General features: G+C 58.2%; 15 protein-coding genes. 14 read left to right on the forward strand and 1 reads right to left on the reverse strand.

Annotated elements, in window-relative coordinates; translation table 11 throughout:
- Positions 1 to 154: 154 nt before the first annotated feature.
- The 13 genes from VMN77_11745 (at position 155) to VMN77_11805 (ending at position 11,064) form a co-directional block, all read left to right on the forward strand.
- Complete coding sequence (locus tag VMN77_11745; GenBank protein ID HTN44458.1) at positions 155 to 583, forward strand: GTP pyrophosphokinase; 429 nt, start codon at positions 155 to 157, stop codon at positions 581 to 583.
- A gap of 268 nt (positions 584 to 851) precedes the next feature.
- Positions 852 to 1,907, forward strand: coding sequence for a PDDEXK nuclease domain-containing protein (locus VMN77_11750; protein ID HTN44459.1), 1,056 nt, complete (start codon positions 852 to 854; stop codon positions 1,905 to 1,907).
- A 216-nt stretch (positions 1,908 to 2,123) separates the two neighbouring features.
- Positions 2,124 to 2,939: an OmpA family protein gene (locus VMN77_11755; protein HTN44460.1), complete on the forward strand. Its 816-nt coding sequence runs from the start codon at positions 2,124 to 2,126 to the stop codon at positions 2,937 to 2,939.
- A 468-nt stretch (positions 2,940 to 3,407) separates the two neighbouring features.
- A complete protein-coding gene (locus tag VMN77_11760; GenBank protein ID HTN44461.1) occupies positions 3,408 to 4,922 on the forward strand; it encodes a tetratricopeptide repeat protein in 1,515 nt (504 codons plus the stop codon).
- A 62-nt stretch (positions 4,923 to 4,984) separates the two neighbouring features.
- On the forward strand, positions 4,985 to 5,626 hold the full coding sequence (locus tag VMN77_11765) for a hypothetical protein (GenBank protein HTN44462.1): 642 nt from the start codon (positions 4,985 to 4,987) through the stop codon (positions 5,624 to 5,626).
- A gap of 197 nt (positions 5,627 to 5,823) precedes the next feature.
- The gene (locus VMN77_11770) at positions 5,824 to 6,096 is read left to right on the forward strand and encodes a hypothetical protein (GenBank protein ID HTN44463.1); all 273 of its coding nucleotides are present in this window, start codon (positions 5,824 to 5,826) and stop codon (positions 6,094 to 6,096) included.
- Entirely contained in the window at positions 6,093 to 6,350 is a 258-nt protein-coding gene (locus VMN77_11775) for a type II toxin-antitoxin system RelE/ParE family toxin (protein HTN44464.1), read from the forward strand. Before VMN77_11770 ends, VMN77_11775 begins: the two co-directional genes overlap by 4 nt.
- 117 nt (positions 6,351 to 6,467) lie before the next feature.
- Positions 6,468 to 7,106 carry a thiopurine S-methyltransferase gene (gene tmpT / locus VMN77_11780; protein HTN44465.1) on the forward strand — a complete coding sequence of 213 codons (639 nt, stop codon included), beginning with the start codon at positions 6,468 to 6,470 and terminating at the stop codon, positions 7,104 to 7,106.
- Between the two features lie 86 nt (positions 7,107 to 7,192).
- Positions 7,193 to 8,509, forward strand: a complete 1,317-nt coding sequence (locus VMN77_11785) for an AAA family ATPase (GenBank protein HTN44466.1) — start codon at positions 7,193 to 7,195, stop codon at positions 8,507 to 8,509.
- A gap of 193 nt (positions 8,510 to 8,702) precedes the next feature.
- Positions 8,703 to 9,572, forward strand: coding sequence for an ADP-polyphosphate phosphotransferase (locus tag VMN77_11790; GenBank protein ID HTN44467.1), 870 nt, complete (start codon positions 8,703 to 8,705; stop codon positions 9,570 to 9,572).
- Between the two features lie 139 nt (positions 9,573 to 9,711).
- Entirely contained in the window at positions 9,712 to 10,104 is a 393-nt protein-coding gene (locus VMN77_11795) for a nuclear transport factor 2 family protein (protein HTN44468.1), read from the forward strand.
- A 52-nt stretch (positions 10,105 to 10,156) separates the two neighbouring features.
- Complete coding sequence (locus VMN77_11800; protein ID HTN44469.1) at positions 10,157 to 10,663, forward strand: hypothetical protein; 507 nt, start codon at positions 10,157 to 10,159, stop codon at positions 10,661 to 10,663.
- A gap of 80 nt (positions 10,664 to 10,743) precedes the next feature.
- Positions 10,744 to 11,064 carry an antibiotic biosynthesis monooxygenase gene (locus VMN77_11805; GenBank protein HTN44470.1) on the forward strand — a complete coding sequence of 107 codons (321 nt, stop codon included), beginning with the start codon at positions 10,744 to 10,746 and terminating at the stop codon, positions 11,062 to 11,064.
- 16 nt (positions 11,065 to 11,080) lie between these two features.
- On the opposite strand, the gene VMN77_11810 is transcribed toward VMN77_11805, so the two are convergent.
- A complete protein-coding gene (locus tag VMN77_11810; GenBank protein HTN44471.1) occupies positions 11,081 to 12,415 on the reverse strand; it encodes a cyclic 2,3-diphosphoglycerate synthase in 1,335 nt (444 codons plus the stop codon).
- A gap of 155 nt (positions 12,416 to 12,570) precedes the next feature.
- On the opposite strand from VMN77_11810, the gene VMN77_11815 reads away from it, so the two are divergent.
- Positions 12,571 to 13,104, forward strand: a 534-nt coding sequence (locus VMN77_11815; protein HTN44472.1) for a universal stress protein, incomplete at its 3' end; no start/stop codon positions are given.

Genomic DNA, 13,104 nt, shown 5'->3' on the forward strand with positions numbered 1-13,104 from the left:
CGGGAGGCCTCATTGAACGGCCACACCCGTCATTATTCTTATATTTCTTCCGCAAAAATCCAATACCAAGATCGTTTTGTAGGGGCGGTTCCGAACCGCCCCTACCGAACCAATCAATCGATGAAAATTTCATCATGCCGGCGTCTTCGGTGATATGAGCACGCTGGACCGTGCGATACAGATCGCCGTCAAGGCGCACCGCGGGCAGGAGTACGAGCCCGGGGTCCCGTACGTGCTTCACCCGCTTCGGGTGATGTTCCGGATGCGGACGGACGAGGAGCGGACGGTGGCGATTCTGCATGACGTGGTCGAGCAAACCGATTGGTCGCTGAAGGATCTGCGGAAGGAGGGCTTCAGCCGCGCGGTCGTCCAGGCGGTCGATCATCTCTCCCGTCGCAAGGGCGAGTCGTACGACGATTTCATCGGGCGGATCCTTCCGCATCCGCTGGCCCGGCGGGTGAAACGGGCCGACCTGTCGGACAACATCGAGCAGTGCCGGGGTCCCCGGCCCACCGCGAAAGACCGGAAGCGGATCGCCAAATATAAGGCGGCACTGGCGCGATTGGCCACGGCGCATCGGTGACGGGATGAATTTGTAGGGGCGTACGGCCGTACGCCCGGATTTGAAGAGGCAGGTCCCCATGCCTGCCCGATTATCATGATTCGTAGGGCCGGGCCCGTGGGCCCGCCCGCATTCGTAGGGGCACGGCATGCCGTGCCCCTACAAAAAGATAATCGACGAATTTCGCGGGGGCGGAGGCCGTCGCGCGGGGGGCGGAAGGAAAACGTAATTGGATAAATCTTCGGTGGTGGTATAGGGTGACTCTTTGAAGCGGAGATTAAATCGTTTATTGACAAAGCAAGGGACGGCTTCTCCCGCGCCGGTTCCCGAAAAACTATTGGAAGACCTTCGTTCGCTCATTCAGGCGGCACGTAACCAAGCGGCTCAAGCCGTCAACGCAGGGCTTGTGATACTTTACTGGAGCGTCGGACAGCGAATTCGGACGGACATCCTGCAGAAGAAACGCGCGGAGTACGGCGAAGAAATTGTCTCGACGCTGTCGGGAAAATTAACGCCCGAGTTCGGAGGCGGGTTTTCCAGGCCGAATCTCTTTCGAATGATCCAATTTGCGGAGGTTTTCCCCGCCCTTGAAATTGTCTCGACGCTGTCGAGACAATTGGGCTGGAGTCATTTCGTCGAAATCATTCCGCTGAAGGAGCCTCTCCAGCGGGAATTTTATGCCGAGATGTGCCGGATCGAACGCTGGAGCGTCCGCACACTGAGAGAGAAAATCAACGGGATGCTTTATGAGCGAACGGCCCTATCGAAGAAACCGGCCAAACTCGCCGAGATGGAACTCCGGCAACTCCGCGAGAAGGATCAGCTCACCCCGGACCTCGTTTTTCGCGACCCTTACCTCCTGGATTTCCTCGGCTTGAAGGATACCTACAGCGAGAAAGACGTTGAAGCCGCGATCTTGAGGGAGATGGAGGCTTTTATTCTAGAACTGGGAGCGGGGTTCACCTTTGTGGCCCGTCAAAAGAGAATTACCGTGGGGGATGTAGATTACTACCTTGATCTGCTATTCTATCATCGCAAACTGCGGCGATTGGTTGCCATCGAATTAAAGCTGGGCAAATTTCAGCCCGCCGACAAGGGACAGATGGAACTGTACCTCCGCTGGCTGGAACGGCATGAACAACAAAAGGGTGAAGAATACCCGATCGGACTCATTTTATGCGCCGGAAAATCCACCGAACAGGTCGAGCTCCTGCAACTGGAAAAAAGCGGCATCCGGGTAGCGGAATATCTCACCGGGCTTCCTCCCCGAAAGCTCTTGGAGAAAAAACTTCATGAGGCCATCCGGCATGCTCGACGGGAACTGGAAAGCAAGGAGGCGGAATAGCGAAGGGGGGGGTCGTGACGGCACGTGGGTTGACTTGTAGAAGCGTACGGCCGTACGCCCGGGCATACGAATCCGTAGGGGCGAACCCTTGTATTCCCCCGCATCCGAATCCGTAGGGGCAGGTCCCCGTGCTTTCCCGGTATTTGCGTTTGTACGCTGGAATTCGCGATTTAATCGTCCTGAACATATCGTACGGGCAAAAAAGGAGGTACCGACGTGAAAAATTATCTTTTTATCGGCCTCACCGTTCTGGCGGCGGGGATGATCGTGGGCGGGTGCGCCGGCTCGGAAAAATATAAAAAGCTAGAAACGGAAAAGAACCAGGAAATCGCGGCGCTCCGGCAGGAAAAAAGCGTGCTCGAGCAGCAGAATACCGCGCTCGAAAAGGACGTCGCCGATCAGAAGCGGCAGACGGCGGCGGCGGAACAGCGGGCCGCGGCCATGGAACAGCAGAATGCGGCGGCGATCCGTGAGGCGAAGCAACTTGAGATTGATAAGGCCCATCTGATCGCGGCAGCCCGGGGGCAGCAGCAGGAGTACCAGAAGCTGCTGACCGGACTGTCGAGCGAGGTGCAGAAGGGCGAGCTCGAGCTGAAACAGTACAAGAACATGCTGACGGTCGATCTGGCGGACCAGGTCTTCTTCGATTCCGGCCGCGCGACGCTCAAGCCGGAGGGGAAGAGGGTCCTCAAGAAACTGGGCGAGGCCTTGAAAGGTTACAACGATAAGATCATCCGGGTGGTGGGCCATACCGACAACAAGCCGGTGCCCAAGTCCCTGCATGCGACCTTCCCGTCGAACTGGGAGCTGTCGGTTCTCCGGGCGACCACCGTGGTTCGTATACTTCAGGAGGCCGGGGTCCCCCCGGAATCGATGATCGCCTCCGGACGGGGCGAATACGAACCGACGGCCTCGAACAATACGGCCGAAGGACGCCAGAAGAACCGGCGGATCGCCATCATGCTGTACGATAAGAAGCTGGTCAACGAGTTGACGGAAACGCCGGCCGAGCCCGCGGTCGAGACAAAATGACCGCCGTGAACGGGTGGCGGGGGATGGGAAAAAGAAAGGAAATCGCAACGAGGGTCAGGTCTTGAAATATCACATTGGGGTAAATGAAACGATATCCGCCTCCTCTCCGGCCTCGCGCGCGGGGGATAATTAGGATGGATAAAACAAAAGATTTGACGTGTTTTTGAGTTTATTTCTTAAATGAGAAAGAGATGGTACAGGAATTTTTTCATCTCGGCCGTGCTATTTTTAGGTGGATTAACTTTCTTGGATGCTCTTCTAGGAAATGCCGGGCTTCAATCCAACAACATCCATATGTTCGACATAGGAATGATTGGTGTATTTTTTATGATTTGGCTTTTATTCTATTTTGTCAAACCAAAGTGGTTTAAAGATTAAATAAAATAACAGGACATAAATAACAGGGACAAATTGAGCTCCCCTCCGCCCTCGCGCGGGAGCAATTAAATTCGGCCTAAAGGAATAAACATGAGGCGGGCTGACTTGAAAGAGAAACTCTCCATGGCGGTGATGGCAGCCGCGTTCCTGGCCGTGGGCTCGGGTTGTGCTGGTTCCCGGCCTGCGCCGACGGAGGCCATGAAACACGACGAGGCCGGAGCGAAGCTCCGGCATCAAGGGGATCTCGAAGGTTCGATTACAGAGTATCGCGAGGCCCTTCGCCTGGATCCGAACGATGCAGAGGCCCACTTCAATCTCGGAGTCGTACTCCGCAAAAAGGGGGATCTGGATGGAGCGACGGAAGAGTTGCAAACCGCGCTTCGTCTCAACCCGAACAATTCAGCCGCTCACTATCATCTCGGGGCCGTGCGAGGCGACAAAGGAGATGTCGTTGGCGCGATGGCGGAGTTCCGTACGGCCATTCGCCTGAACCCAAATTACGCAAACGGCCACATGGGTCTCGGGTCGACGCTTGCGAACCAAGGAGATCTCGAAGGTGCCATGGCGGAGTACCGGACGGCGGTTCGCTTGGCTCCCAACGATTCATTTGGTCACAACGGTCTCGGAAATGTGCTCATGGGCAAAGGGGATTTCGACGGCGCGACCAAAGAGTATGAGACCGCCCTTCGGCTAAATCCGAACGATACCTACTCGCACGATGGCCTCGGGGCCGTGCTGGCGCGCAAAAGGGATCTGGATGGGGCGATGGCGGAGTTCCGCGCGGCCATCCGCCTGAACCCGAGTGATGGATACGGGCACGACGGACTCGGCAATGTGCTGGCGGATAAAGGGGACCTGGATGGCGCGATTGCGGAATTCCGGACGGCCATTCGCCTGAATCCGAAGGATGACCAGGCTCACACCAATCTCGGGGTTGCCCTTAACGGCAAGGGGGATCTTGATGGCGCCATTGCGGAACACCGCGCCGCAATCGGCATCGATCCGGGCAATTCGATCGCGCACTTCAATTTGGGCATTGCACTGCTTAACAAGGGGAAACTTGATGAATCGATAACCGAGGACCGCACCGCCATACGGCTGAACCCGAATTTTGAAATGGCTCATTTTGATTTGGGAGTCGCACTCTTTCGGAAAGGGGACCTCAACGGGGCTATTTCCGAGTATCTCTATGCCCTTCGCCTGGATCCGAACGACCTAAAAGCGCACACCAATCTTGGGGCTGCGTTCCATTTCAAGGGGGATTTGGAGGGGGCGATCGCGGAATACAGAACAGCCATTCGCTTGAACCCGAATGAAATTAATCCCCACATGGATCTGGGGGCCGTGTTTTACAGCAAAGGAGATTTTGAGGAAGCCATTAAGGAGTACCGCGTCGCGCTTGGCCTGAATCCGAACAATGCGCAGGCCCACTATGTTCTCGCGATGGCGCTCATGGGTCAGAAAAACGCGTCCGAAGCAGAAAAAGAGATCAGAGAGTTTGAAAGGCTGGCTCCGGATTCGCCGACCAAGCGCCAAATGATCGATCAAGCCAAGCGATGGCTTGACACGATCGGTGCACCCGGAGGGCGAGGCGGGAACCTCTAATTAAGCGCTCAACGGTCATCGCCGGGTGGGTTGGGAAGATGAGGGTTCTCAGGCTTGCATTATTGATCGCATTGGCGGCGTGTGCGCTTCCGCGGGCCGGCCTGCTGATGCCGGACGGCTCGACGGTCTATATAATAAATTCGCGGGTGGAGTTCGTTGACCATGCACGGCGGCCGGTTCAAGTGGATCATCCTCCGAAGGATATCGTTTTGTACTTTCCGTACATTCCCGGCCAGTTTAACGGCTCATTCAACTCGCCACCGCTGCAGACCCTCCAGGTGATCGAGGGTTCCGAGTTTCAGCTTGATTTAGGCCGTATGTCAAGGAGGCTGGACGAGGCGGCGGAAACATTGAAAAATACCGTTGAAACAGAGGGGCTGACGATCGATCCACCCTCGACACGGTTCGCCCGTGTGGCAACCCTTGCCTATGACCGGAACACAGGGAATGCCATCGGGGGGAGCAGTTTCATTGATGCCGAGTCCAGAGAATACTTGATTCTGGTTTATGTAGACCGCCCCTGTTCCTTTTCGGGAAGTACCCATATTAGTTCTTACGGCAGTGTATACGACATTCGTTTGCCGCGCCCGGGGTTCCATTGGTTAAGGGCGCACGCCCTTGGGGAAAGGAGTTTTATCTTAAGAGAATATACCGGAGAGAATGAAGCCATATTCTCCATTGAAATACAAAAAAAGGAGACGTGATTCATCAAGATGAAGGGGCACAAAGGAAATGCGACCGGCTACAAAAACGGAAAAAAACGGGGACAGATTTATTTCCCCTCTCCCTCCGGCCTCGCTCGCCCCTGGGGAGGGAATAAGACAAAATCGTTCTCCTGAACATCCTTGACACCAAATGATATCGCATGATATCATTTGATTTCAAATGGAGGAGGGGGGCGATGAAAACCGTTGTCAAAGAGAGGGGAAAAACCGAGGAGGTTGCGCTTGGAGCCCGGATTCCGAAGGAGCTTAAAGAGAAGCTGAACCGGTTCTGCCTGGAACACGGGCTGAAAATGAGCCATTTCGTGAAAAGGGCTCTTCAGGATAAATTGGGGGAGGCGGAAGAGGAGATCCGGGACGTCGCGATGGCCCGCGGTCGATTGGCCGATGCCGAGTTCGTCTCACGGGAAGAATACGATCGCTATATCCGACGCCGGCTCGCCAAAAAATGAGTTACGTCCTCCGCTTTGAGAAGCGGGTGCTCAAGGATCTGGACCGCATCCCACAAAAAGATCTCGTGCGAATCGATAAAACCATTCAAGCGCTGGCGCTCCAGCCAAACCCCGTGGGCGCCAAAAAACTGGTCGGGGAAGAGAATCTCTGCCGGGTGCGTCAAGGCGATTACCGGATCGTCTCCGCGGTGGATCACAAGGCCGGAGTGGTCGGCATCCTGGGGGTCCGGCACCGCAGGGATGTTTACCGCTGATGCTTTTCAGTATAACGGGGTCGGCGTATATCCATTCCGGCTCCCTTAGTTCCGGGGACAGCATACCTAACGGTCGGCTTCTTTGTTTGGAAGGGATAGCGCTCGAAAGGAGTTATTATGGATCCAAGTTTTTGGCACCAACGGTGGCAGAAAAATGAAATTCCTTTCCACGCCCGTGAAGCCAACCCGCTCCTGGTCAAATATTTCAAAGAGCTTTCGGTGGCGAAAGGCCGTCGCGTATTTTTACCCTTGTGCGGCAAGACTCTTGATATTGCCTGGTTGCTTTCCCATGGCTATCGAGTGGCTGGGGCCGAATTGAGTAAAATAGCCGTTGAGCAATTATTTTCGGAGCTTGGGGTGGAACCCAAAATATCGGGGGTGGGTCAAGCCGATCACCACGGCGCTGAAAATATCGACATATATGTGGGGGATTTTTTCGATTTGTCACGCAGGATGCTCGGCCCGGTCGATGCAATCTATGACCGGGCCGCTTTAGTGGCACTGCCCGAAGCCATGCGCCCTCGATACACCGCGCACTTAACGGCGATTACGGATAATGCTCCGCAGCTACTCATTTCCTATGAGTACGACCAAAGCCTGATGGACGGCCCTCCTTTTTCCGTCAGCAACGAGGAAGTCAAAAAACACTACAGAGATCGTTATGATTTAACGCTCCTGGCAAGCACGGATGTCCCGGGTGGATTGAAGGGAAAATGCGCCGCCAAAGAGAACGTTTGGCTGCTACAAAAAGACTAATCGGTGCATCTTTTTAAGTGCCGGTGTCCGGGGACGGCGTGTATAATCAGTGATCCATAGATCAAATAGGTGAGCGGAGTGACGGAATGGACCCGGTGAAAAAAATGGCTTCTCAACAGGCTGTCGTCATCCCGGACGATTTTGAAATCACCCCGGAGATCGAACATGCCTTCGACCTGATGGAACATTCCCGCCGTCACGTCTACCTAACGGGGAAGGCCGGGACGGGGAAATCCACCCTCCTTCAATATTTCAAAGAGAAGACCGCGCGGAACGTCATCGTATTGGCCCCCACGGGCGTGGCCGCCATCAACGTGGGCGGCTCGACGATCCATTCGTTTTTTCGCTTTCCTCCCCGGCTCATCACCCCGAACGAACTGAGGCGGGTTCGGGGCCGGGAGAAGCTGTTGGCCGCCTTGGACACGATCGTAATCGATGAAGTCTCGATGGTGCGTGCGGATGTCTTGGACGCCGTCGATCACGCCCTGCGATTGAACCGCCACCGCCCGGACGAGGCCTTCGGGGGCGTCCAGGTGATCTGCATCGGGGATCTCTACCAGCTCCCGCCCATCGTCGAGCCGGAGTTGCAGGATTATCTGGCCGACACCTACGAGAGCCCGTACTTTTTCGACGCCCGTGTGTTTAAGGAAAATAAGTTCGAAGTGATCGAGCTGGGGAAGGTGTTCCGGCAGAGCGATTCCGGCTTTATCGGGCTCTTGAATAAAATCCGCAATAACGAGCTCGAAGAATCCGATCTGGTCGATCTCAATCGACGCTGCGATCCCTCTTTGGGGTTTGAGAAGGAGGGTCCGGCGATCACGCTCACCAGCACCAATCGGCGTGCGTCGGCCATCAATCGAAGCCGTCTGGAGGCCCTGGACTCGGAAGGCTACGCCTTCGACGCCGCGGTGAACGGGGATTTCGACGAGGCCTCCTACCCGACGGACGAACGCTTGGAGCTGAAGGCGGGGGCCCAGGTGATGATGGTCCGGAATGATCCCTCCAAACGCTGGGTCAACGGAAGTCTCGGCGTGGTTCAAAAGCTTTCACGCGATTCGATCACCGTCGCGTTGGGCGACTCCGCCTGCGCGGTCGAGCCGTCGGAGTGGGAGAAAATCGGCTATGAATATAACAAGGCCGAGGGCCGGATCGAGCCCAAGGTGACCGGTTCCTTCAAGCAGTACCCGATCAAGCTCGCCTGGGCGATCACCATCCATAAGAGCCAGGGCAAGACCTTCGATAACGTGATCATCGATCTGGGGCGCGGCGCGTTCGCGCACGGGCAGACCTACGTGGCCCTGAGCCGCTGCCGGTCGATCGAAGGGATACGTTTGATGAAGCCCATCCAGCCTTCGGATATCATCCTGGACGGGACGGTGTCCCGGTTTCATAACGGGCCATGACGCGGCGGGGCGCATCGCGAAGCGCCCCTGCGGGTCCGGTGCGACGTATTCCGCCCCCTCCGGCCTCACGCCCGGGGGAGGGCTCGAGAATGGAGCCATGGGCAGTGGAATCATACCAGCCCGGGTTTTTTTAACGGGTTTTGTTATGGCCGTAAAGAATATTTACGATTGACAATATTCGAATAGGCCGGGCATGAAAATCAAGGTCAAGCCATTCCGGGTTCGTGAGGGGGAGGGGGTGCAGCTCAGGAAGTGGCCGACGCGCGTAAAACCCTTTTACGCGTCGAAGGCGCACTACGAACGGCTGCTGGCCGACCACATCGGGCGGCTCAGACGGCTGCAAAACATGCTGTACGCGCACAATCGGTACGCGCTGTTGTTGATCTTTCAGGCCATGGACGCGGCCGGGAAGGACGGCGCGATCAAGCACGTGATGTCCGGGGTGAACCCGCAGGGCTGCCAGGTCTTCAGCTTTTCGCATCCGAGCCCGCAGGAGCTGGAGCACGATTTTCTCTGGCGCACGACCCGCTGTCTTCCGGAACGGGGCCGGATCGGAATCTTCAACCGCTCCTATTATGAGGAGGTCCTGATCGTGCGCGTGCATCCCGAGGTCCTGCGAAGCGAGGCCTTGCCGGAGGAGGTTTTGGACAAGGGGAAGATCTGGCCGGGCCGGTACCGGTCGATTCTCGATCTGGAAAAGCACCTACACCGCAACGGCACCCGGATCGTGAAATTTTTCCTCCACGTCTCCAAGGAGGAGCAGCGCCGCCGTCTCCTGGCCCGGATCGACAACCCCGACAAGAACTGGAAGTTCAGCCGGGCCGATTTGGCCGAGAGGGGGCGATGGGGGGCCTATATGAAGGCCTATGAAGCCTGCCTGAGCGCGACCAGCACCCCCACCGCGCCGTGGTACATCGTGCCGGCCGACGACAAGGAGAACGCGCGCCTGGTCATTTCGCAAATCATTCTCGACACGCTCCAGGGGCTCAGGCTGCGTTATCCCGAGACCAGCCCGGCGCGCCGGAGGGAATTGCGGGCCCTTCGCGCGCAGCTGGCCAAATGAGGGGCGGGGTCGGCTTCGGCTTTTTGGGTTTTAGAATCCAGTCCGGCTCCCCTTTTTCTCCGCGCGCGGGGGAAAGGAGGGATGTTAAGCAGGAGAACATGTTCGGTGAAACGGAATTCATCAATCGAGGAGGTGTATCATGGAAACGCAGGTGGTGAAGGATGTGAGGGCGGTGATCGAAAAATTCAGGGACGCGGTTCAAAAGCGGGACATCAAGGCGCTGGAAGCGGCGGTGGCGCACGAGCCCGACATGGTCTTCTACGGCTCCCAGGCGGGGGACAAGCAGGTGGGCTGGCCCGCGATCAAGGCCTCGTTCGAGGAGCAGTTCCGCGAGACGAGCGCGATCGAGTCGGAGGCGCTCGACAGCGCGATCAAGGTGAACGGGGACACGGCCTGGGCGGCGTATGACCTGCGCTACAACGAGGTCGGCGGAAGCAAGGCCGGGAGTTTCGAGACCCGCTGGACCTGCGTCCTGTGCCGATATAAAAACGGATGGAAGGTCGTTCACATGCATCATTCCGGGGGGCGATAGAGCGGGAAGCGTCTCTGCCTTTGTCCTTGCGAAAGGGGGCGGGGTGCCGCCGATGATGAAGATATCCCGATCCTATTTCGTGGGCGCGGCGGTTTTATTCGGGACGTTATCGCACGGGCCGGGTCTGCAAGCGGCGGCCCTCACGGACAGACAGATCGAGGAGCGGGTCTCCGAGGCGATCCGGAGTCTGGATAAGATGACGGAGTTATGGGAGGAGGAACGCTACGATGATCTGTATGCGCTGGGGACGAGAGGGTTCCGGGCTTCGATGACAGCGGAGCATTTCTCCTTCCTGATGCGAAACGCGACCCGAAGCCCTCAATGCTGCTTTACGCGTTTCCAGAAGGCCGAGGGGCGCTTGATCGACCCGAAGCAGGTTGAAGTTTCGGTCACGGTCGCCTATCAATATACCAAGTACGCGATCAGTCGGCCGCCCTTCGCGCCGATGCTTCCGGAGTATGAACGCGAAACCTTCATCCTGGTTCTCGAAGACGGCCGCTGGAGGCTGGACCTCAACGAGGTGGTGGATCGCGCCTGGATTTCCGGCCGGCCCTATTGAACCTCGGCCCCCCTCCGGCCCCGGGCGCGGCCGCGGGAGACCCACGAAGGGAAATTAAATTCGAAAGTGAGGAGGAAAAAATGATGGCTCGAATCTGGCACGGATGGACAGCCCCGGACGACGCGGACAAATACGAGGCGCTGCTTAAGGATGAAATCTTCGTCGGAATTCAGAATCGGCGAATTCCCGGCTTCAGGCATATACAATTGCTCCGCCGCGAGGCCGGCGGAGAAGTCGAATTCGTCACGATCATGCGGTTTGATTCCCTGGACGCCGTGCGCCGTTTTGCGGGAGTGAATTACGAGGCGGCCGTGGTCCCGGACCGGGCGAGGGCGATCCTCCTCCGTTTCGACGAACGGGCGCAGCATTATGAAATCATCACGGACGGGACCGAGACTTAACGGCCCTCACAGCGGCTCAGACCTGGGCCCGTGCCTTCGCGATCACGTCCCTCAGGACCTCTCGCAACGAAGGACCCGCGCGCTCTTGAAACTCGTAGGTGACACGGCAGCTCGGTTGTCGGATCTCGATGACCCGCCGGAGGTCCGCCGGTGTCGCGATCACCACCGTATCACAGTCGGTCCGGCGGATGGTTTCGGCCAGCTCGTCGATTTGGCCGGGTCCGTATCCCATGGCCGGCAGCACATTCCCAAGGTGCGGGTAGCGGGCGAACGTGTCCGCTAGGCTCCCGACGGCATACCGGCGCGGGTCCACGAGCTCCCGGGCGCCCGCCTGGCGGGCGGCCAGCACGCCGGCCCCGAACGTCATCCCGCCATGAGTCAGGGTCGGTCCGTCCTCGATTACGAGGACCCGCGCCCCTCGAACCCGCTCCGGGTGGTCGATCGCGACCGGCATGGAGGACTCCAGAACGACGGCGTGCGGATTGTAGGTGCGAATGTTGGCCCGCACGGCGTCGATCTGCGCCGCGCCGGCGGTGTCGACCTTGGTCAGGATCAAGACATCCGCCCGCAACAGGTTGGCCTCTCCCGGAAAGTAGGTCCTTTCATGCCCGGCGCGGTGCGGGTCCACGAGGACGATCTCCAGGTCGGACCGGAGAAAGGGCAGGTCGTTGTTCCCTCCCTCCCAGAGGATGACATCGGCCTCGCCTTCGGCCTGCCGAATGATCCGCTCGTAGTCGACGCCGGCGTAGACCACCCCGCCCTCCCGAAGATGAGGGGCATATTCTTCCATTTCCTCGATGGTGCAATCGGCCCGTTTCAGATCCTCGAGGGATTCGAAGCGTTGGACCGCCTGCTTGGCGAGATCCCCGTAAGGCATGGGATGACGCACCACAACCGCCCGGAGCCTCTCGTCCCGAAGCCGCCGGGCGATGGCGCGAACCGCCGGACTCTTGCCCGCTCCCGTTCGGACCGCGCAGACCGACACCACGGGTTTACGGGAAGGGATCATGGTGGCCCGCGGGCCCAGCAGCGCAAAGTCGGCGCCGCTTGCGATGACACGGGACGCCGCGTGCATGACCTCCTCGTGGGACACGTCGCTGTAGGCAAACACGACTCGATCGATCCGGCGGGCCTCGATCAGCGACTCCAGCTCCGCCTCCGGGTGGATCGGAATGCCCTCGGGATACAGCGCCCCCGCGAGAGACGGGGGATACGTTCGTCCCGCGATGTTCGGAATCTGCGCCGCCGTGAACGCCGCCACCTCGTACCGAGGATTCTGTCGAAACGCCACGTTGAAGTTGTGAAAATCCCGGCCGGCGGCCCCCATGATTAGAACACGAATCCGTTCCATTCGTGATAATTTACTATAGAGTCGGTCGGCCGGGCAATGGTAAACTAAGGGGGTCGGAATACCGTTCTTCTCGGGAGATTCCTCTCCGGCCTCGCGCGAGGAAGGCGGAACCGGGGGGGGGTGGAAGTCAAGAAACACGCCGGCAAGGAGCCGCCATGCTGGAACTGAGGCGCATTGTTTGTCCCGTGGATTTCTCGGAGTTCTCCGTAAGTGCGTATCGCTATGCCCTATCGCTGGCCCGGCATTATCGGGCCAAGCTTTTCGTGCAACACATCGTGGAGCTCGGGCACCATCCTTCGGTTTACTATGCCCCCTCCGCGGATTCCTTTGATGAGTTCTGCCGGGGACTTTCCGAGAAGGGCAAGGAACAGCTGAAGGCATTTGTGAAGCAATACACACACGAGGAGATTGAGCCGGAATGCGTTGTGCAGCAAGGGGAAACTTCGGACGCGATTCTGTCTTTTGCGGACGCGCAGAAGGCGGACATGATCGTCATGGGAACGCACGGCCGGCGCGGATTCGACCGCCTGATGCTGGGATCGGCGACCGAGCGGGTGCTTCGAAAGGCCTCGTGCCCGGTGTTGGTCGTGCGTAAACCGGCGCACGACTTCGCCGGTCCGGGTCACGAGCGGGATCCCGTCCGCCTGGGCCGGATTCTTTTCTGTACCGATTTCTCCGAGCATTCCCGG

This window comes from Nitrospiria bacterium (assembly GCA_035498035.1).
Taxonomy (GTDB): domain Bacteria; phylum Nitrospirota; class Nitrospiria; order JACQBZ01; family JACQBZ01; genus JACQBZ01.